General features: G+C 64.0%; 22 protein-coding genes. 6 read left to right on the forward strand and 16 right to left on the reverse strand.

All coding sequences use genetic code 11. The features are described 5' to 3' along the window. Positions 1–132 precede the first annotated feature (132 nt). From K9D25_RS24520 to K9D25_RS24530, 3 genes are all read right to left on the reverse strand, one after another. Positions 133–777 carry an RES family NAD+ phosphorylase gene (locus K9D25_RS24520; RefSeq protein WP_244451520.1) on the reverse strand — a complete coding sequence of 215 codons (645 nt, stop codon included), beginning with the start codon at positions 775–777 and terminating at the stop codon, positions 133–135. Continuing rightward, on the reverse strand, positions 774–1571 hold the full coding sequence (locus K9D25_RS24525) for a hypothetical protein (protein ID WP_244451521.1): 798 nt from the start codon (positions 1569–1571) through the stop codon (positions 774–776). Before K9D25_RS24525 ends, K9D25_RS24520 begins: the two co-directional genes overlap by 4 nt. A 125-nt stretch (positions 1572–1696) precedes the next feature. Then, entirely contained in the window at positions 1697–1972 is a 276-nt protein-coding gene (locus K9D25_RS24530; protein ID WP_244451522.1) for a hypothetical protein, read from the reverse strand. A 376-nt stretch (positions 1973–2348) separates the two neighbouring features. Here K9D25_RS24530 and K9D25_RS24535 point away from each other — a divergent pair, with 376 nt between their 5' ends. Beyond that, positions 2349–2669: a transcriptional repressor TraM gene (locus K9D25_RS24535; protein ID WP_244451523.1), complete on the forward strand. Its 321-nt coding sequence runs from the start codon at positions 2349–2351 to the stop codon at positions 2667–2669. A 191-nt stretch (positions 2670–2860) separates the two neighbouring features. On the opposite strand, the gene trbI is transcribed toward K9D25_RS24535, so the two are convergent. Genes trbI through traI form a run of 12 tightly spaced genes read right to left on the reverse strand, consistent with a single transcriptional unit; the run spans position 2861 to position 13024 of the window. Continuing rightward, positions 2861–4147 (reverse strand): IncP-type conjugal transfer protein TrbI, encoded by a 1287-nt coding sequence (trbI, locus tag K9D25_RS24540; RefSeq protein WP_244451524.1) that lies wholly within the window; start codon positions 4145–4147, stop codon positions 2861–2863. A gap of 12 nt (positions 4148–4159) precedes the next feature. After that, complete coding sequence (gene trbH, locus K9D25_RS24545) at positions 4160–4612, reverse strand: conjugal transfer protein TrbH (protein ID WP_244451466.1); 453 nt, start codon at positions 4610–4612, stop codon at positions 4160–4162. A gap of 3 nt (positions 4613–4615) precedes the next feature. Beyond that, complete coding sequence (trbG, locus tag K9D25_RS24550; protein ID WP_432207987.1) at positions 4616–5452, reverse strand: P-type conjugative transfer protein TrbG; 837 nt, start codon at positions 5450–5452, stop codon at positions 4616–4618. Positions 5453–5469: 17 nt separating this feature from the next. Continuing rightward, positions 5470–6129 carry a conjugal transfer protein TrbF gene (locus K9D25_RS24555; protein ID WP_244451467.1) on the reverse strand — a complete coding sequence of 220 codons (660 nt, stop codon included), beginning with the start codon at positions 6127–6129 and terminating at the stop codon, positions 5470–5472. Positions 6130–6147: 18 nt separating this feature from the next. Next, the gene (trbL, locus tag K9D25_RS24560; RefSeq protein ID WP_244451468.1) at positions 6148–7335 is read right to left on the reverse strand and encodes a P-type conjugative transfer protein TrbL; all 1188 of its coding nucleotides are present in this window, start codon (positions 7333–7335) and stop codon (positions 6148–6150) included. Next, positions 7329–7529, reverse strand: coding sequence for an entry exclusion protein TrbK (gene trbK / locus K9D25_RS24565; RefSeq protein WP_244451469.1), 201 nt, complete (start codon positions 7527–7529; stop codon positions 7329–7331). Before trbK ends, trbL begins: the two co-directional genes overlap by 7 nt. Beyond that, entirely contained in the window at positions 7526–8284 is a 759-nt protein-coding gene (gene trbJ, locus K9D25_RS24570) for a P-type conjugative transfer protein TrbJ (RefSeq protein ID WP_244451528.1), read from the reverse strand. The genes trbK and trbJ overlap by 4 nt, the downstream gene beginning before the upstream one ends. Before the next feature lie 13 nt (positions 8285–8297). Next, positions 8298–10754: a conjugal transfer protein TrbE gene (locus K9D25_RS24575; protein WP_244451470.1), complete on the reverse strand. Its 2457-nt coding sequence runs from the start codon at positions 10752–10754 to the stop codon at positions 8298–8300. A gap of 9 nt (positions 10755–10763) precedes the next feature. After that, positions 10764–11063, reverse strand: a complete 300-nt coding sequence (locus tag K9D25_RS24580) for a conjugal transfer protein TrbD (RefSeq protein WP_029349440.1) — start codon at positions 11061–11063, stop codon at positions 10764–10766. Continuing rightward, positions 11056–11427 (reverse strand): TrbC/VirB2 family protein, encoded by a 372-nt coding sequence (locus tag K9D25_RS24585; protein WP_126280986.1) that lies wholly within the window; start codon positions 11425–11427, stop codon positions 11056–11058. The genes K9D25_RS24580 and K9D25_RS24585 overlap by 8 nt, the downstream gene beginning before the upstream one ends. Then, the gene (gene trbB, locus K9D25_RS24590; protein ID WP_029349434.1) at positions 11417–12385 is read right to left on the reverse strand and encodes a P-type conjugative transfer ATPase TrbB; all 969 of its coding nucleotides are present in this window, start codon (positions 12383–12385) and stop codon (positions 11417–11419) included. Before trbB ends, K9D25_RS24585 begins: the two co-directional genes overlap by 11 nt. 15 nt (positions 12386–12400) lie before the next feature. Then, positions 12401–13024: an acyl-homoserine-lactone synthase TraI gene (gene traI, locus K9D25_RS24595; RefSeq protein WP_244451529.1), complete on the reverse strand. Its 624-nt coding sequence runs from the start codon at positions 13022–13024 to the stop codon at positions 12401–12403. Positions 13025–13408: 384 nt separating this feature from the next. On the opposite strand from traI, the gene repA reads away from it, so the two are divergent. The 4 genes from repA (at position 13409) to K9D25_RS24615 (ending at position 17956) form a co-directional block, all read left to right on the forward strand. Next, positions 13409–14626 carry a plasmid partitioning protein RepA gene (gene repA, locus K9D25_RS24600; protein ID WP_244451471.1) on the forward strand — a complete coding sequence of 406 codons (1218 nt, stop codon included), beginning with the start codon at positions 13409–13411 and terminating at the stop codon, positions 14624–14626. Next, entirely contained in the window at positions 14626–15654 is a 1029-nt protein-coding gene (gene repB / locus K9D25_RS24605; RefSeq protein WP_244451472.1) for a plasmid partitioning protein RepB, read from the forward strand. The genes repA and repB overlap by 1 nt, the downstream gene beginning before the upstream one ends. Before the next feature lie 274 nt (positions 15655–15928). After that, a complete protein-coding gene (gene repC / locus K9D25_RS24610; RefSeq protein WP_244451473.1) occupies positions 15929–17278 on the forward strand; it encodes a plasmid replication protein RepC in 1350 nt (449 codons plus the stop codon). Positions 17279–17338: 60 nt separating this feature from the next. Continuing rightward, on the forward strand, positions 17339–17956 hold the full coding sequence (locus K9D25_RS24615; protein ID WP_244451474.1) for a hypothetical protein: 618 nt from the start codon (positions 17339–17341) through the stop codon (positions 17954–17956). A gap of 15 nt (positions 17957–17971) precedes the next feature. On the opposite strand, the gene K9D25_RS24620 is transcribed toward K9D25_RS24615, so the two are convergent. Continuing rightward, on the reverse strand, positions 17972–19054 hold the full coding sequence (locus K9D25_RS24620; protein ID WP_244451475.1) for a tyrosine-type recombinase/integrase: 1083 nt from the start codon (positions 19052–19054) through the stop codon (positions 17972–17974). 77 nt (positions 19055–19131) lie between these two features. On the opposite strand from K9D25_RS24620, the gene K9D25_RS24625 reads away from it, so the two are divergent. Next, entirely contained in the window at positions 19132–19683 is a 552-nt protein-coding gene (locus K9D25_RS24625) for a hypothetical protein (RefSeq protein WP_244451476.1), read from the forward strand. Positions 19684–20031: the final 348 nt, after the last annotated feature.

Below are 20031 nucleotides of genomic sequence, written 5' to 3' on the forward strand. Positions count from 1 at the left end.
CCGACGTGCGAATAGAGCGTAGTGGCAAGCTGCAATCATCGTCGCCCGTCGCACATCGTCGTCCGTCGCAAGATGCCGACAAGCAAAAGAGCAACGATAAACTCGTGTGATCCGATCTTCTGGGAAGCAAGATTACGAGACAATAGTGATCCCCGCGCGATGCCCAAAGCGACGAAGTTCTAACAAGAGATCAGCATTCGCATTCACGGCAATGCAGTCGTGAATTTCGAAATCAGCCTCGCCGACGCGATCCTCGAACAGGACCACGCATTGATCTGGATCGCATTGCCGCGACGTCCAAAGCAGACCGTCGATATCCGGCCTGATGTCGTAAATCGCTTTAGCCCAGAGCACGGTTTCCGCGTACGTCGATTTCGGCGTCTCGATGAGGTCGCCGCGGCCGAGGCCCCAAGCCTTCAGATCCGGTGCGAATAGGCCAGCGACCATGAGGTCACGCTTCGGCGCAATCCGGCTCACGCTACGCGATTCCACGACATCGAGGCGGACGGTCTTGAATGCAGCGCTGGGCTCGATGTCATGGAAGATGGATTCGAAGGCAGCCGCCTCCCGTGATGTCGCTGCATAGAGCGTTGGCACGCACGCGCCGGAGGCATCAGAGAAGGGCGCGAACCGCGTCGGCTGACCCTTGCACGGGTTGAATTGTGCCGAGCGAAAGCTGGCGCCGTGCGTCCGATGAAGGAGGGTGCCTTTCGGGATCGTCTGCGTGTTGATGCTTGGAAAGGGCGATGGCGGCGGGCGTACGCTTGAGACGCTCACCCAACCACCTCCTCGCTCTCTCGTTCGGCTGCCGCAACGACCGCCTGCGGATCATCGAGCACGTCGATGGGCGCCTTGTCGCCAATCCAGCCGTTCGTCGACACGAACCAGAAGGCGCGTTGCCATGCCGATAGCCGCGGAGAGAGCACCGCAAGCACCTTCTTGACTGTCGGGTGCGGCCGGCCTTCACGAAATTGGAAGGCCGGGAAATACTCTTTTCCGCGGTGTTGGACCGAGAAAATGTCGCCGGTCTTTTTCCACCGCGCTGCGGTCGCGTAGGGGTTTTTTGTCTTCAATCCAGCCTGCGCGCCGATCTCCGCGCTCGTAAGCTGCGGCACTTCCGCGACGAACCGATCGCGAAGCTCGAGATTGTCAGAAGCCAGCGCACCGCGCGCATCGGCGAGCTCGTCGGGCAGAAGGACTTCGGCGAGCTTGGCGATTGCCGCCTCGAGGCGGGTCTCGTCGAGCGAGCCGCTGACGCGAACGACCATATCGAGGAAGGAGCGCACCGCGTTTCGATGCCCTTCGTCGAGGTCCGGCTTGAGCTGAAGGACAACGGACTGCCCAAGCGCGATATCGGCGGCCGCGGCTGCGAGATCGACGGTGCCGGTTGGCGCAGTGGTCGCCGGCGCTGTCTCCTGAAGCGCGCGACGGATTGCCCCAACAAGGAGCTCGCGATCGTTAGCTGTGCCATGGGAATCTGGCACTCTGGCGGCGCCAGGCATGCGCCGGCCGGCAACCGGCGTGATCGGCCGATCGACCATGAGGTAGGATGAGAAAAGAGCGTCGGCCATGGCGTCACGTGAGATAGAGTATGAACGTACCCATATCACGTATGTCACGCGACGTCCATCGCAAGGCCGCGGCTCAAGATGCGAGTCGCGTAACATGAATGATAGAACATTATCAATAGCTTAGATCAAATTGGATGGTAATTGCCGGATCGGCGGAATGCGAGCCCTTGTGCCGACAACCACTGCTCAATGCGTTCCGCGCTTGCGGGTCCGATCCCGCGTTCGCCGAGAATCTCTTCGCGTGAATAGGACGCGGCGATGAGCGTGAGATTGCGTCCGCGCTCGCGCGGCGTTCTTCCGCCGACCCGCGCATGACGGCCGCAAAGCAGTGCGGCGACGATGGTCTGCGGAAGCCGCTTCGTACCATTGGCATTTCTATCCATTTCCTGCAGCCGGCTCACTACTGACAATTGCACACATGTTTTTCTCGCTTGCATCGCAGTGAAGCAGACGTCGCTCTAACTGGTTTCGAGTCATTCGCTTCTGCGCGATTCACCGCTTCGCTCTAGCGATTGCACCGTCTCGTCTCTATAAGGGCCGCCAGGGCAGTACGCGCTGCCCGGGGCCTTAGAAAGCCCTCGACTAGCGGTTGGCGTCGGCCGTTGCGGCGCCAGGATCCTCTGACCATCGTGGCCGGGGGCCTGTGACGCATGTCCAGGCGCCTCGGTGCTAAAGGTCATAGGGACCGTCTAGTCGCGGTTTTCTAACCCCCGGCTTGGGATCAGGGATTGACGTTTGCGGGGGCGCACCGCGGACTTTCTTTGAAGAAGAAGGCGGATGGGAAACGACCAGAACTGCGCTGTGCAGCCGGAGCACAAAGTCACGCTGAGGCCGGTCGTCGGCCTGACCGAGCATCTCCCCAAGCGAGATCTCGAACAAATCACGATTCAGGCGATCAGGACACATCGGCGCCTCCGCGACGCGGCCGAGGCGAAATATGAGGAATGGCGCAGGTCGCCGCCTGTTGCCAACTGTGAAAGCGTGGGTCCCGCCCGCATCGCCTATGTCAGCGCGATGATCGACATGCATGCCCAACAGACCCTCCTTTCGACGCTCCTCGACGTCCTCGGCCATGTCCCGCCGGTGCCGGTGGAGTGATAGGGAGCCAACCGCTCGGATCAGCTTCACCTTCTTCGTGGCGAGGGTCGTCGCCTGCGCCAGAGGCTCAGGATGCAATGAGCGGCAATCCAGAGCATGACGGTGACGGCATCAAGAGCCGCCATTAGAAGCTATCGTGTTGTTGCTAGGTCCTGATCAATCACACCACCAACCGATGGCCGGCTCCGGTATTATCCGCGATAGAGCCCCGGGAATATGATGTCCTGGTCGACGAGGACATTGAATTTGTATCCCGGCCGAATCTCCAGCGTTGGCTGAACGTCGAGATTGCGATTGATCGTCCGCTCGGCAACCCGACCGAAGGTCTCCGCGAAATTCCGCCGCGCGGCGTCCTCGGCGCTGTTTCCATTGTCGAACGGATTGTTGTTTTGCGGGATCGCCATGTCCATGCCCGCGCCGATGACAGCGAGCAGGATCGCGGACCCGAAGGTCTTCAGATAGTGGTTGTTCACCTTGTCATTGAAGCCGCCATAGCCCTCGGCATCGGTCCCGGCCATGCCGCCGATCTGCAGCGTCGATCCGTTCGGGAAGATGATGTCAGTCCAGACGACGAGCACGCGGGACTGGCCGAACGAGACCTTGCTGTCATAGCGACCGAACAGCTTCGTTCCCTGCGGGATGAGCAGGCGGTGCCCGGTGGCGCTGTCGTAGACGTTCTGGCTGACCTGCGCGGTGATGCGGCCGGGAAGGTCGGAGTTGATGCCGGTGATGAGCGTCGCAGGGATCACCGAGCCGCGCTTGAGCTCATAGAGCGAGCGCTGTGGCACGACCTGGTTGGGGAGGTAGCCGAGCTCCTTGATGTCGGCATTGAAGAAGTCCTCCTTCGTCCGTTGGGCGTTCGGGTCGAGGTTCTGGCCGGTGAGGCCGGCGCGGAGCGCGGCGCCGTAGAGATCGGCGGCCGCGCCGGTGCCCGTGGCGCTGGTGCCGGCGGATTGCGCGGCCGGGGGATCGGTTCGCGCGTTGCTGCGTAGCTTGTCGACGTTGACGGCGATCGGCGAGTCATAGGCTGTGTCGTTGGCCTGCATCCGCGCCATGCGCTGGCGCTGGAGCTCGCGATAATACTGCTCGTCGGCCTCTCGCTTGAGCCGCGCCCGCCACACGGCCTCGGGCTCGCCTTCGGTCTGGCGTTCAGGCTGCACGACAGCGGGTTTTGGCGCTGCCGCCGGCTCTGTCCGCTCCGGCGGCGTCGGCTGAAACACTGGCGCCTCCGCGGGATCGCCGATGATCCCGTCCGAGACGCCACGCTTCAATTGGTCGGCATAGGTGGACGCCGGAGCGCCGCCGGCCTGCTCGATCGACGGGTTGCGCGAGAAATACAGTCCGCGCGAGCTCAGCCCGTAAATGATCACGGCGAGAAAGGCGACGACCAGAACGATCGCGATGACGATCGGCAGGCGATTGATCCGCCGGATCTTCGGTTCTGCGGCGTCGCCGCCGAGCTTGAGGGATTGAACCATGCTCCCCTCCCCTCACCCGCGCTGCATGACGGAGAGCGGACTCGTTGGCGTCGCGCCGGCGGCGGTCGCGGTGTAGGCGCGGCCAAGATCGAGCGATCCGGTCGAAAGGCGCGCAAGCACCTGGCCGTCATAGCTGCCGATCACATATGCGAGCGGGATGAGCTTCTCGCCTTCGGCCTTCTGATCGCTGACGACGGCATAGCCCCAGGTCTTCAGCGAGGCTTCCAGCGCACCGCCAAACGGGGAGCCGTCCGATTTCAACAGAATCGTCCCGGTTCCGGGTCCGACATGTTCGGCCAGGCGGCTGACCATGTCGCCGGCGATGGCGCTTGCGGCGGGACCTGAAATCTCCTGCGGCGCGGAGCTGGCCACGAGGCCTTCGGTTCCGAAGGTCTGGCAGCCGGCGAGCAGCGCGGCGGCCAGGGCGACGACAAGGAGGCGGGGGACGAGGTGTCGCTGGGTCATCACCTACCCTCCCCTGCTGATAGTGATCTTGTCCTGGTGCCAGCCGACGCCGGAGACGAGCACGGCGCGATCGACATGATAGTCGACCACCATCATGTTGCCCTTCATGCGGTAGTTGACGATGCGGTTCTGGCCACCGGAGACGACGAAGAGCACCGGGGCGTCCTGTCCGGACATCGAGCGCGGAAACTGGATATAGGTCTTCTGGCCGTCCGAATAGACGCGGGTCGGCCGCCAGCCAGCATTGCCGCTGACGCTGTATTGGAAGTTCAGCTGCTCGGCCGGCACGCCGGCGCCCGGGATGGTGCTTGCCTCGAGCCTCGCGTTGATGTCGGAAAGGCGGGTCGACACGTCCTCGGGATATTCGAAGCCGATGCGCGCCATGTACTGGCTCTGATGCGATTTGAGTTGGATGTGGTAGGTGCGCCGCGACGTCGTCACCACCATCGAGGTGACAAGCCCCGGCTCGGCCGGCTTGACGATCAGATGGATCGCCTGCCCGCCCACGGCTCCGGACGTCGCCGGCTCGACCTTCCAGCGCACTGTGTCGCCGACGAGCACATCACGCACCACCTCGCCGGCCTGCAGCTCGATATCGCAGACCTGCAGGGGCGAGCACACGACCGAGGGCTGAATCTCGCCATAGAGGAAGATCACCTTTCCGTCCGCCCCTCTGGTGACCAGCCCGCGCGAACCGCGCCACTGTCCGGAGATGTTGGTGCCGCGGGCCTCGTTCGCGCTCATCCCCTGGGCGGCGGCCGGCGCTGCGACGAAATCCATCACCGTGACAGCCGACAGTGCGAGGAGCGTGGCGGCGATGATCGTTCCTTCTCTTGTCATTGGCGTGCGCGGGCCTTTCACAGCTGGGCGGTCCATTCGAAGTCCCGCAGATAGAGACCGATCGGATTGAGGCGGATGACGCCCTCGTCCTGCGGCGGGGTCAGAGTCACGGTCGCGATGCCGCGGAAGCGGCGCACGGCGGTCTCCTTGCCCTTCCGATCGCGCTCGTATTCGGTCCAGTCGATCTGGTAGCTCTGGTTCGAGAGCGGCACGACGTTGTTGACCTCGATCGCCACCGTCGCGTTCCTCGCCTTCTCGAAGGGGGAATTGCCGCGGAACCAGGCGTTGATCTTCTCGGTCGCCGGATCGGAGGTGCGCAGCAGCGCGTAGGTGCGATCGATATATTGCTTCTGCACCACGGCATCAGGCGTCACGCTGCGGAAGTTCGAGACGAAGGTGCCGAGCGTCGCGCGCACCACGCGAGGATCGGCATATTCGATCTGCTGCGGAAAGCCGGCCGTCACCGCCGTGCCGAGCCGGTCGACCTCGACGATGTAGGGGACGAGCTTGACCTGCGTGCTCTGATAGAGCGCATAGCTGAAGCCGACCACGGCCATCATCATGCCGGTGATGCCAACGAGCCGCCACGCGGCCGCCGCCTTCACATAGGAGCCATAGCGCTCGTTCCATTCCTGGCGGGCGGCGATATAGGGATTGTCGGGCGGGCTGGCGGCCATGCTGAAGCGCGTCTCCCCTCACTTGTCCTGAATCGGCGGTGGCGGTGGCGGCGGCGGCGATTTCTGCCGCGACTGATCGAGCTTGGCGTTCGCCAGTCCGAGCAGCGATCCGGCATAGGCGCCCGGTGATGCGATCGCTTTCTCCTTTGCGGCCGAGCCGGCTGCCCAGCCGGCATTGCCGATGCCGGCCGCCATGCCGCGCAGCGCCGCGCCTGCCATCGAGGAGCCCCCTGCCCTGGCGCTTCTCGCAGCCGACGCGCCGGACATCGCCGCGCTGGCGCCGAGGAAGGCGCCGCCGGCAGCAAAGGTCGCGGCCTGGCCGCCATGGCGGATCGCTTCCATGCCGCCGGAGATCGATGCGCCCTGCACGACGCCCTGGACGATCGGCGGGACATACATGGCGATGATGAACACGACGACGGAGATGCCGGCGATGGCGAGCGTCGTGATGAACTGATCGGATGTGGCCGTCGGCGCTTCGGCGAGGCCGAGCAGCACTTCCGAACCGATACGCGCGATCATCACCAGCGCCATCAGCTTCATGCCGACCGAGAAGGCATAGACGAGGTAGCGGACGGCGAAGTCCTTGGTGAAAGAGGAACCTCCGAGGCCGAGCATGATCATGCCGGCGAGAAGGCCGACATACATCTCGACCATCACCGCAATGAAGATCGCCGCGACCAGGCTGAAGGCGATGACGACAATGACCATGGCGAAGACGGCGGCAATCGCGAGCGCATTGTCCTCAAAGAGGCCGAACTTTGCCTGCTCCGACATCTTGGAGGCCACACGGATGCCGGCGTCGAAGATGTTCGCCGGCGAGGCCGAGCCGCCATTGGCTCCGATCTGAAACAGGCTGTCGACGATCGCCTTGGCGAAGCTCGGTCCCCTGTCGAGGATGAAGGCGAACAGGCCGATGAACATGATCCGGCGCACGAGCTCGGCGAACCAGGCATCGAGCGAGGCCGCCTGCAGGGCGAGCCACACCGCGGCGATGCCGACTTCGATGCCCGCGAGGATCCAGAACAGGGAGCGCGCCGCATTCATGACCGTCGTCTCCCAGCCCTTCGCGGCCGTCGAGACCTGGTTCTCGAGCGTGGTCAGCACGCTCCCCTGCTGGGCGAGCGCCGGTGCGCTGGCGATCAGGACTAGCGCAATGACGATGAAGCTGATCTCAAGCGCGCGGGACGGACGGGTGACTACCATCGTGGTTTCATCTCCTGCCCGCCGCGCACCGGACGATTGGGATCGCCGCCGAGGAAGTGCTCGGCGCGCTGGCGTTGCTCCTGCACCGACGGCGCTCTGGTCTCCGGCCGGGGCGTGACGACGAACCAGATCACCGTGAGGCCGACGAGTGCGAGGACCGCCGCCAGCGCTGCCATGACGACCGGCCGGCTCACCAGCGCGGCTCCATCGTCTGCCCGCCACGGACACCTGGCGTCGTCGCGTTGAAGAACTGCTCGCGCCGGGCCTGCGCGAGATCCTTGTCCGATTGCTCGGACTGGAGCCATGTCCCCATCATCGTCGTCTGCTGGGAGACCAGACCGCGAAGCTTCTGAAACTGCGCCACCTGCTGGGCTGCGATCTGATGTCCGACCTGCAGTGCCTTCATCTGCCCGTCGGCCGATTGCGACATCGACCGCAGCGAGCTCATCGTCGACTCTTCCGACGAGAACTGATCCGCGGTGAGCCCCGCCGCTTTCAGCGTGCCGGCGATCGTGTCGCGATTGGTCGTCGACCAGTTCTGATAGGTCGAGGTGAAGCTCGCGCCGTTCGGCAAGTTGGTCTTGAAGTCTGCATAGCTCTGGAAGCGCTGCTTCAGCACGTCGTCGGCGTTGCTCATCGAGAAGGCGATGCCCTGCCCTTGCGCGGCAAGGCTGCGGAGCCGGTTCAGATCGTTCTCCACCTGGCCCCAGATCTGATTCGGCAACTGGGCCGTGTTCTGCAGCATGTTCTCGTAGATGCGCAGCTGGTTCTGGATCTGCTGTGCCAGCTGCGTGATCTGGGTGACCTGGTTGTTGATCTGCTCGGCCGACTTCGTCACCAGGGTGACGAGCTCGCCGTTGTTCAACAACTGCGTCCATTCGGTCGCGCCGCCGGCCGCCGATCCCGAGGCGGCTGGCGAAACATGAGCCAGCGTCGCTACAAGGGCCATCGACGCGGCGAGGCTAACTTTGGTGAAGAAGGGCTTCCGCATCGCCTATTCCTCTCTGTTGGAGCCAGCGCGCCGGCCAGCCGTCGCCATGCTCGGCCTTCAGCGCGGCAATTTGCTTGAGGTCTTCCTTGCCCGAGGCGCCGGCGAAGGAGAGCGCGACCGGACCGAGCGCCATGTCGAACAGGCGACGCCCTTCCGGCGAGGCGACGTAGTATTCCCGTTTCGGAAGCGCGGTTGCGACGATCTCGATCTGCCGCTCGTTGAAGCCGATGCGCTCGTAGAACTCACGCGTGCCCGGCTCGCGCGCCGCGCCGTTCGGCAGGCAGATCTTGGTCGGGCAGCTCTCCTTCAGAACGTCGATGATGCCGGAGCGCTCGGCGTCGGAGATCGACTGCGTCGCCAGGATCACCGCGCAGTTGGCCTTGCGCAGCACCTTCAGCCACTCGCGGATCTTGTCCCTGAACGTCGGGTGACCGAGCATCAGCCACGCCTCGTCGAGCACGATCAGGCTCGGCGCGCCGGTCAGCCGCTTCTCGATCCGGCGGAAAAGATAGAGCAGCACAGGCACGAGGCTGCGCTCGCCCATGTTCATCAACTGCTCGATCTCGAAGGTCTGGAAGGAGCGGAGCGACAGCCCGTCGCTCTCCGCGTCGAGCAGCTGACCCATCGGTCCGTCGACCGTGTAGTGGTGCAGCGCTTCCTTGATCTCGCGCATCTGCACGCCCGACACGAAATCGGAGAGCGAGCGCCCATTCGCCGACGCCATCAGGCCGATCTGACGCGAGATGGCATTGCGATGATCGGGCGTGATCGTCACGCCCTGCAGCGCCACCAGCGTCTCGATCCATTCGGACGCCCAGGCGCGGTCACCGTCCGTGCGGAGCTCGGCGAGCGGGCAGAAGGCGAGCGTCGGAGCGCCAGCGCCATCGCTCTCGCCGATCTCGTAATGGTCACCACCGGCGGCCAAGGTAAGCGGCAACATCGAGCGGCCCTTGTCGAACGCGAAGATCTGCGCCTGCGCGTAGCGCCGGAATTGCGCGGCGATCAGCGCCAGCAGCGTGGACTTGCCCGAGCCGGTCGGTCCGAAGATCAGGGTGTGGCCGACATCGTCGACGTGCAGATTCAGGCGAAAGGGCGTCGAGCCGCTCGCCACCAGCATCAGCGGCGGCGAGCCCGGCGGATAGTACGGGCAAGGTGCCGTTGGCTCGCCCGACCAAACCGAATTGAGCGGGATCAGGTCGGCGAGGTTGCGGGTGTTGATCAGCGGCTCGCGAATGTTCGCATACCAGTTGCCCGGCAGGCTGCCGAGAAATGCCTCCGTCGCGTTGATGGTTTCGATCCGGGCGCCGAAGCCCTCGGCCTGGACGAGCCGGCGGACGGCTTCCGCCTTCTCGCGCAGCCGGGCCTCGCTGTCGTCGAACAGCACGATCACCGGCGTGTAGTAGCCATAGGCGACGAGCTGCGACGAAGCCTGTGCGATCGCATCTTCGGTTTCCGCGACCATCGCCAAGGCGTCCTGGTCGACGGAGCGCGACTGCGTCTGGAAGAGCTGGTCGAAGAACGGCCTGACCTTCTGTTGCCACTTCTTGCGGGTCCGCTCGAGCCGCGCGCGGGCCTCCTGGTCATCGAGGAAGATGAAGCGCGACGACCAGCGATAGGTGAGCGGCATCAGGTCGAGCGAATTGAGAATGCCGGGCCAGCTCTCCGCCGGAAGTCCGTCAATGCCGACCACGGCGAGATAGCGGCTGTCGACCATCGGCGTGAGGCCGTGGCTGAACTCGGCCGTCGCCAGCCAGTCGAGATACATCGGGATCTCGGGAAGGCGAACGGGGTGGTTCTCGCCGGTGATGCAGAACCGGATGAACTGGAAGAGCTCATCGTAGCGGGCGGTCTGGAAGCCGCCTCGCTCCTCGACCGATCGCGTCACCATGCGACGGATCGAAAGGACATTGCCGAGATATTGCTCGACCTCGCGGATCGAGGTCAGGAAATTGTCGAGGACGGTGTCCGCATAGCGCGCAGCGCGGCTTTCGCTGTCGGAATAAACATAGCGGGCAAGTCCGGAACGCCGCCGCTCCGGCGGCCGCCAGGTGAGGATCAGCGCATGGCGGCTCTCGAAATGTCCCCTGCCCTCCTGAAAATGCGCGCGCCGCTCGTCGTCGATGGCGCGCGTGACCGCATCGGGAAAGTGGCACTCCTCGCGGGCGGGATAGTCGGATGTGGCAACCCGCACCGCCTCGACCTGGATCATCCAGCCGGTGCCGAGCCGGGACAGGATCGCGTTGATCTGCCGGGACACCTCGTTGCGCTCCGCATCCGTGGAGCTCTCGGAGTCAGGCCCAGCAAAGTACCAGCCCGCCATGAGCGAACCGTCCTTGAGAAGGATGACGCCGTTCGCCACGATCGCGGCGTAGGGCACAAGATCCGAGAAGGACGGGCCGGAATGGCGGAAGGAGCGTATTGCCACCATGGCCGGTCCTCAGAAACGCCGCCACGGCGTCGACGTCGGGCGATAGTACGGTCGGTAGCCGACATGGCGGGCATAAACGCGCCGCATCATCGGGTCGGCCTTTGCCATCATCCGCAGCGCCGCCACCACCACGATCCAGACCGCGATGCCGAACAGCGCTGAATAGGGCGTCAGCACGACGAAGATCAGGATCGCCGCGGCGAGGCCGGTCAGCAGCACGAGCTCGCGGTCGGCACCGAGGAGAAGGTTCGGGCGCGACAGCGCCCGATGGATGCGCGAACGGTCGAGGGTCGATCCCGGTTCAGCCACGGCCGCCCTCCCCTGCCCGCTCGATCAAGCGTGAGGACGCGACGTCGCCGATCGAGGCACCGCTCGCGCCGAACAGCGCAACGATCTGGGTGGCTCCTAGAAGGATGCCTGCGACCAGCACGACATACATGAGGCGCCGCGCGAAATCGTTGAGCTCGCCGCCGAAGATGAGCATGCCACCGGCTACGGCGACCGCGGCCAAGGCGATGAAGCCGGCGACCGGCCCGGTGATCGACTGCTGGATCTGCTGCAGCGGGCCTTCCCATGGCAGGCTGCCGCCGCCCGAGGCGAAGGCAGGCTCGGCAAGCACCAGCGCGAGCGCCAGTGCCGCGAGCGCAAGCTTGCACAGACGTTCACGCGACATGGCGTTCCTCCTTCGGCGAATAGGATTCGGTGCGGTAGTGGCCATTGACGAAGCTCTCGACGTGCAGGACATCGCGGACGACGCGGCCCTTCGGCGTGCGTTCGATCGAGACGATCAGGTCGACGGCCTCGCCGATGACTTCGTGCATCGGCTGCTGGCTGGCCTCGGCGGTGAGCTGCTCGAGGCGCCGCAGCGCGGATTCCGCGGTGTTGGAATGGATCGTCGTCACGCCGCCCGGATGGCCCGTGTTCCAGGCCTTCAGCAATGTGAGCGCGGCGCCGTCGCGAACTTCGCCGACGACAATTCGATCGGGACGCAAGCGCATGGTGCTTTTCAGCAGCCGGCCCATGTCGATCGCGTCGCTGGTGTGCAGGGCGACCACATTCTCCGCCGCGCACTGGATCTCCGCCGTGTCCTCCAGGATCAGGATGCGATCGTCCGGCGCCGATTCGACGACCTCGGCAATGACCGCATTGGCGAGCGTGGTCTTGCCCGAGCCGGTGCCGCCGGAGATGACGATGTTCATCCGCGAGGTGATCGCATTGCGGATCACACAGGCCTGATGCTCCGTCATGATCTTCGCCGCGACATAGTCGTCGAGCGGAATGAGCCGCGAGGCGCGACGCCGAATGGTGAAGGCCGGCGCCGCGACCACCGGCGGCAGGAGACCCTCGAAGCGGTGGCCGCCGATCGGCAGCTCGCCCGATACGATCGGGCGATCCTCGTCAGCTTCGGAATGCAGCGCGTGGGCCACGCTGCCGATCACGATTTCAGCGGTGGCAGCGTTCATCTGTCCGGCCGGCGCGACGCCATGGCCGAGGCGCTCGATGAAGAGGCGACCATCGGGATTGAGCATGATCTCGACGACGGTGGCGTCATCGAGGGCGATGCAGAGCTGATCGCCAAGCGCCTCCTGCAGTTTGCGGACCAGGCGCGGATGTGAACGAAGCTGGGCCATGACCGTCCTCCTCGCTCAGGCTGCGCGCAGCAGCGGACAGAAGGTCGAGTAATAGGAAGCGGGCCGGACGCGCTCGAAGCTGCGTCGGTCGGCGGGCAGGACGCCGGCGACGGCCGTCGTCTCGCCAATCCTTCGCGGCTCGCCCAGCCGCTTCATCGGCCAGCCGGCGCGGTTGAGGATGCGTTCGACGCGCAGGTCGGTGCCGGTGACGATTTCGCGATAGCCGTTCACCATCGCCCATTCGATGATCGCGGCGAACATGGTCAGCGTGGCGTCGTGGAGCGATCCCCCTGCCCTTCCCTCGTCGAGCGCCGTGTCGACGCAAAAGCGGGAGCTCTCAATTATGAAGGCGTTTGGCTTGTAGACGCCAGAGGCCCCGAGGTCCGGGAAGAGCACGTCCATCATGGTCGGGCCGGTCGCCGGCAGCAGCCTGGCGCAGCCGACGATCTGCGACCTGGAGGACAGCGCGACGATATAAGTCGGCGAGAAGCCGTCGAACTGGTCACTTTCGCGGCCGTCCCGCACGTCGACCGCCCAGCCCAACCGATCCTTGAAGACGCGGGCACGAAGTCGATGCATTGAATCGACGAGATCAGCAAAGTCATTATGCGTATCGGCAGGAATAGCCAGTGCCCGCATCAGTATTGCTCCGATTCGAGTGTGTTCGGAGACAGGAGGCACGTTTGCGCTGATGGCCGCGACTAGCGAAATTATGAGTGCGTCTCGACGGAAGCTGCGCTGAGTCGCGCCGAGAACGAGGAAATCGAGGCCGAGAAACGTCCGAAATCGGACTTCCAGCACTAATAGATTTACTAGTCGCTACACTTGGTGCCTGAGCTGTGCGGTCGGCTAAATAACTGATTCAATGCGATAAAGTGGCAGGAATGGAGGGCCGACGCCGTCTCGCGTTAACGAGCCGTTAACCTTAAAGCGCTGGACGCATCCGCAGAATCGTGGCCTAGCTGTTGTCGGGCAAAGGCCGATAAGTCGCACTTAGGCCGACAATAAGGACTGGAATCGACAATGGCTGTGCAAGCCGCAATCAGCATGCAGAGCGAAGACCCAGCCGACAAGATCGTTCGGCACGCTGGCTTGCTCTCGGAGCACCTGCAGGCGCGGCGCCAGCAGATGTACCCGCCGGACGCACAGAAGAGCCTCAGAACCTTCATGATCCACGAGGTGTCTCGGCTGACGTCCATTCCGGAGTCGACCTTGAAGCTTATGTCGAACGAGGGAAAAGGTCCGGTCCCAGCCCGCCTCGAAAACAATCATCGCGTCTATACGCTGGCGCAGATCAACGAGCTTCGGGAGCTTTTTGCTGCCCAGCGGCCGGCGGAGGCCTTGAGATTCTTGCCGCATCGCCGCGAGGGCGAACACCTACAAATTCTGGCGGTCGCGAATTTCAAGGGTGGCAGCGCTAAGACGACAACGAGTGCGCATCTCGCGCACTACCTGGCGCTGCACGGCTATCGCGTCCTGGCGATTGATCTCGACCCCCAAGCATCGCTGTCCGCAATGTTCGGCGCGCAGCCGGAAATGGACGTTCGGCAAAACGAGACGATCTATGCGGCTCTGAGATACGACAAGGAGCGTCGGCCAATCTCTGAGATAATCAGGCCAACGTACTTCACCGGTATCGATCTGATCCCGGGGAATATCGAGGTCATGGAGTATGAGCATGAGACGCCCCGGTTCCTGTCGCAGCAGCGACGGGACGGCGATGACAGCATCTTTTTCGAGCGGTTGCGTCTCGCCTTGGCGGACGTTGAGGATCGGTATGACGTCGTCATTTTGGACACCCCCCCTTCCCTCGGCTTTCTGACGCTCGGCGCGATTTACGCCGCGACGGGTCTTCTCGTCACCGTCCATCCCGCGATGCTCGACGTCATGTCGATGAGCCAGTTCCTTCTCATGATGGGCGATCTGATTTCGGTTATTCGGGATGCCGGCGCGACGATGAAGCAGGACTTCCTGCGCTATGTCGTCACGAGGCACGATCCCATGGATCATTCACAGGTCCATGTTGTCTCGATGCTGCGCCATCTCTTCACCGAGGATGTGTTGACGTCGACGGCCATTGAGAGCGCGGCGATCGAAACCGCCGGCTTGGCAAAGCGCACGCTCTATGAACTTGAATCCGGCAATATCTCGGCAACGACCGCGAAGCGTGCCCGTGAGTCGATCGACGCCGTCAACGACCAGATCCTCGGTCTGATCAAGCAAAGCTGGGGGCGGAGCTGATGGCGAAACGTCCCGCAGGCAAGTCAATTCTCGCAAATTTTGGAGCCTTCTCCCAGCCGGAGGCGGAAGCTCCAGTTCCGTCTGGACCGAAGGATCCGTCGACGCCGCCGGTGCAACCGGTCGCGCGTGTCGGCGCGGGGGTAATTGGTGCAACACAGCGATCTTTGACGGAGCTGCGAGAAGAGCGCGACAATCTGCGTGCGCTTGTCGAGGCCGGTGGAGGCTCGGAACTCGATCCAAATTTGATCGATCCATCGCCGTTCCCGGACAGGCTACCCGATGACAACGAGACCCCGTTCGAGGCTCTGAAGAAGCTGATCCAGGACGAGGGCCAAAAGGTCCCGATTCAGGTTCGACGGCATCCTGTCTCCGAAGGCCGCTACCAGGTTGTCTACGGGCATCGCCGTTGGCGGGCGGCATCGGAGCTTGGCATCAAAGTCAAAGCGACGATTCTGTCATTGTCGGACAGCGAGCTTGTCGTGGCGCAGGGCATAGAGAATGCCGCGCGGCAAGACCTGAGCTGGATCGAGCGCGCGCTGTTCGCGTGGCGAATGGATGGGGCCGGCATCAAGGCACGGGATATCCGAGCGGCGTTGTCGATTGATGATCCTGAATTGGCGCGCATGAGATCCGTTTGCCGTGCGATTCCCGTGGACGTGATCGAGGCGATCGGCCGCGCGCCGAAGGTCGGCCGGCCACGATGGATCTCGCTGGCGTCGGCCCTTGGTGAAGACCCGTCGGCGCTGGCTCGGGTGCGCGAAACCTTGTCAGCTGACAAGGTTTCGGGACAGCCGTCGGATGAGAGGTTCAAGCACGCTCTCGCTGCGCTGAAGAAGCCTGCGAGCCGAACGCGGACTCATGTCGAGATCAAAGCCCCATCCGGACAGGTTGTCGGAAAGGCGACCTTCTCCATGGGCGATATCAAGCTTGCGGTCGCGACGGAGTATGCGCCGGCGTTCAGCGACTTCGTCGAGGAGGAGCTGCCGGCGCTTTTGGAGCGTTTTTTTGCCCGCGAGGGCGGAGGATGATTTCGGCGTGGAGCGAAAACCTTGTCAGCTGACAAGGTTGAGCGATGCGTTGGGAGGGTGGCGGCCTCGGCCTCACCGGACAGGTGCAACAAACGAAGAGGTAGCATGCGGTAAAAAGAAAGGCCCCCGAAACAGCGTCCCGGAAGCCTCTCTCGTTCGTTTGGCGACAACGAGAATCTCACTTCCGCGAATCACAGTCAAGAGTCTCCGAGAGGAGATTGGGCGCCGTTTTGGTGAGCGCTTTCGCTTTGCCTAAAAGCTGAAAGGCAGAACCATGACGGAATACATTGCGACGACGCCCTTTGGGCGGCGAACGATGACACTTGGCCAGATTGCGAGCCAGGTGAAGGCACGCACGGCGCCGAAGGATGCCGTCGTCCATAAGTGGCAGACCTTCCAACATATCCGCGAGGCCCGTGACCTCGTCGGAGCAACGGATCGCGCGCTGGCGATCCTGAATGCCCTGTTGTCGTTCCATCAGGAGACGGCACTCACCGGCGATAGCGATTTCGTCGTCTGGCCGTCGAACGAGCAGCTGATGGCGCGCGCCAACGGCATGCCACCGACGACCCTTCGCCGGCATCTCGGCATTCTCGTCGAGTGTGGGCTGATCATTCGAAGGGATAGTCCGAACGGGAAGCGCTACGCCCGGAAGGGGCGGGGAGGTCAGATCGAACAGGCGTTCGGCTTCGATCTCTCGCCGATCGTCGCGCGCGCAGCCGAGTTCAAGGACCTGGCGGAAGCCGTGCAGGCCGAGAAGCGGGCCTTCCGCGTGGCAAAGGAGAGGCTGACGCTCCTGCGCCGGGATATCGTCAAGATGATCGACACCGGCATCGAGGAAAGCGTGCCGGGCAATTGGGGCAGGGTGCAGCAGAGCTATCAGGCGGTAATGAACCGTTTACCACGTTCGGCCCCACGGCAGATCGTGGAGAGCGTCTGCGAGGAGCTCGAGGCGCTCTGGCGGGACATCCGTGACGTACTGGAATCATTTGCAGATTCCCAGAATATGGACGCCAATGAGTCCCATTCTGGTCGCCACATACAGAATTCAAATCCAGACTCCCTCTCTGAATCTGAAAATGGCTTTCGAGAGAAGAAAGAAGCGGGCGGCAGCGCCGAGGAAAACGACAAGCTGCGGAGCTTGCCGAGGCGTGACCTGCCATTGGGGATCGTGCTGGACGCCTGCTCGAACCTGCGTGAGCTCGCCCAGGGCGGTGAAATCCGCCACTGGCGCGATTTTCTGGCCGCCGCGGAGCTTGCCCGGCCGATGCTGGGGATCAGCCCGAGCGCCTGGAGGGAGGCGCGCGAGGTACTTGGCGAGCAACAGGCCGGGATCACGCTGGCGGCGATGTATCAGCGCGCCGACCAGATCAACAGCGCCGGCGGCTACCTGCGCAGCCTGACGGAGCGGGCCCGGGCCGGCAAATTCTCCACCTGGCCGATGGTCATGGCGTTGCTGCGCGCGAAGCTCGATGCCTCGAAACCGCCTGCGGCACGGCCGGAAGCCGCCGACGAGCCCAGCAGACCGCGGCAACAGGGTGGTTCTGGCGGCGTCCTGGCGAGCTCCGAGCTCCGGAAGCTTTTGGAAAAGCGGCCGAAGGATCCAAGCCGTGGGTGGGAATGACTCTGTCAGCGGATACGACTCAGCTAGGCTTTTCAGGGGAATGCGAAAGGGGAGGGCGATTTGACCGGAATTTCAACATCGGTTGGCGCCGCGATCGCGGCAGCCCTTGATCGCGCCGAGCAATTACGCAGCCTCGGCGATCGCCCGGCTCGCGTTCGGATCATGACGATCTTTGGGGATGATCGGTCGGGTCTGACCATTCACGCCAGCATCAGGTCCAACACACCCGCGGAACTCCGTGCGCAGCACGGGCTCGGAACGAGGTGCATTCCGTGGGACGAGCTGGATGCCCGCGCGGGCGAGCTCGTCGGCCTCGTCGACGCCGTCGTCGGAGAGGTGACGCTCGCGGTGAAGAACGCCCCTCCGGCCGAACGGCCAAGCCGGTCACAAGGCGACGTCGAGATCGACAAATTCGGCAGCCTGATCGATCAATTTGGCCGTACCCTGACGCACTCGGCGATGGCCGTTCTGAAGGATGATCAGAACCCGAGAATGTCCGCCGACGTGGGAAGCGAAGCCACCATGGTCGCTGCGCTCAAACTGGCGGCATTGGCGGCCTTCACCGCGAACGTCAGCGCGAGCGACGCCCAGGATGAGCTCCGCCTCGCGATCGGCGACGTGATGAGTAAGGCGAGCGCGTCGCCGGAGCTCTCCGGGCGGCCGCCGCTGAATTCCTGAGCGGGGAGGGCAGGGTCAGAGGCCCGCGGCCTTGGTGAGGTTCACCCGGAAGCGGTCGCGCCGGCGTTGGTAGCGGCGGGTCATTTCCGCGCTGGCATGGCCGAGCTGCTTCTGGACGTAACGCTCGTCGACCTCGGCCGAGGAGGCGAGGCCTGCGCGTAGCGAATGGCCGGCGAATTTCTGCTCCCGCTCGCCCTCTGTGAGCTCGCCCCTGATCCCGGCCGCGAGCGCGGTCCGCTTGACCAGCCGCGCCACCTGCTTGTCGGTCAAACGATCTGGGCCGACGTTCTTGCCTTGGCCGGTCACGCGCCGAAACAGGGGGCCGTGGCCGATCTTCGCCAGCTTCAGCCAGGTTTCGAGCGCCGCGACAGGGCAGGTCGCGTCCGACGAGCCGCGCCCGATCTCGACCTCACGCCAGCCGTTTTTGCCGCGCAGCGTGACGATCATGCCCTTCTTGAGAATCTCGATCCATCCGCCACCATCCTCGGTGTCGTCGCGATGGAGGTCGAGGCCGACGACCTCGGATCGGCGCAGGCCACCGGCGAAACCCAGCAACAGCATGGCGCGGTCGCGTAGCCCCCGTAGCGACGCGCGATCGAGCGTCTCCAGCATGGCGATGACGTTTTCAGGCAGGACCGCCTCCTTCTGGCGGGGCGGGGCGGCATGGGTGTTGCGGATGCCCGCCAGGACCGTGGCGATGTGCCGATCCTTGCGATCGAGCGGGGTGCCGCGCTGCGCATAGTTCCAGGTCAGCGCCGACAGACGTCTTTCGATCGTCGCCACCGAATTCGGCTTGCGGTCGGCCGTGGCGGCGCCGGAGGCGCAGGCGGTGATGTAGAGGCCGACGACCTGAGGGGAGGGCGGGATCACCTCGAGCCCCTGGCGCCGACACCACCCCGAAAAGTGCCGCCAATCGGAGCCGTAGGCCTTGCGGGTGTTCGCCGAGCTCGCGGCATCGACATAGTCGCGGGCGCGGTCGGCGAGCTTCTCGAGATGAGCCGGCAGCGCGGAGGATGACGCTGTGTCCGAAACAGCCGGGAGAGGGGAGGGGGAGTCCCCTCCGATCCGGTTGTCTTCGCCGATCGGCCCTGCGGTCATCAATTTACCTCCGTGGCGCGCAACTGTTAGTGGTGGTTGGCCTTGACGATACAATCCGCTTTCGGGAGTCACCCAACATGGACACGCGCCGCTATGAATTGGTGTTCGACGCCGAATTCTCCCTCGTCTACCTCGTGGGCGAACCGCCCGAAGCGGGCACGTTGCCGGCCGAGCTGACCTATGCCGAAAGCCTGCGCATGTTCGGTTCTGGCGACGGCGCCGTGACGATCTTCACGGCGCGGGAATGGGACGTCCCCTTCACCGTCGAGATCTCCGAGAGCGCGCCATCCGAGGATTCTGACTGTTGGGAGCACGTTGTCGAAGCGGGAATCCGCGTCGGCACAGACGGCCTGCGTCACGGAAGCGACGGGGTCTCCGAATTCAAGGAGGCGAAGCGCTTCGACCTTGAGCCCGGCTCCTATCGGGTCCGCGTCTCCTACGGCGGCTTGAGGGTGATGGAGGAAGGGGAAGCCGAGCTCGACGATGATCGCTATCGGATTCAGCTTTGGCCCGGCCCGCCAAGCGAACCCGCGGTGCTGAAGCAGATGGACCCGGCGATCGCGGCCTCGATGCCGTACCCGGAGATGCATGGGCACTTTGTGGAACGAGGCCTTATCCCGAAGGCCTAGCGTCGCTGACCTCGCTTGGCGATGTCCGCCGGCCGAGAGCACCACGGCAACGCGCTCGCGGGACCTGATGACCACCCGGCGGTCCGGGCCCAGCACCTTCGTGCCGGCGTCCGGAAGATCGCTGTCGTCGTCGGCCGAGGCGTCGCCACCTTCCATCGCGTTCCGCCTTCCTTTTCCAGCATCCGGCGCCGCCGGAATGGCACGGGGATTCTGGCGCTGCTGACGCGCAAATCGCGCCTCCGGCCGGGCTGAGGGCCGCCGAATCGCGTGTCGCACTGCTCTTTTCCCCGGATTCCATTTGATTGATTTTTAACATGTTCGGCTCACCCTAATTCGGTGGATTCAGCC

Origin of the sequence: Ancylobacter polymorphus, from assembly GCF_022836935.1 — a bacterium.
In the GTDB taxonomy this organism is placed as follows: Bacteria; Pseudomonadota; Alphaproteobacteria; order Rhizobiales; family Xanthobacteraceae; genus Ancylobacter; species Ancylobacter polymorphus_A.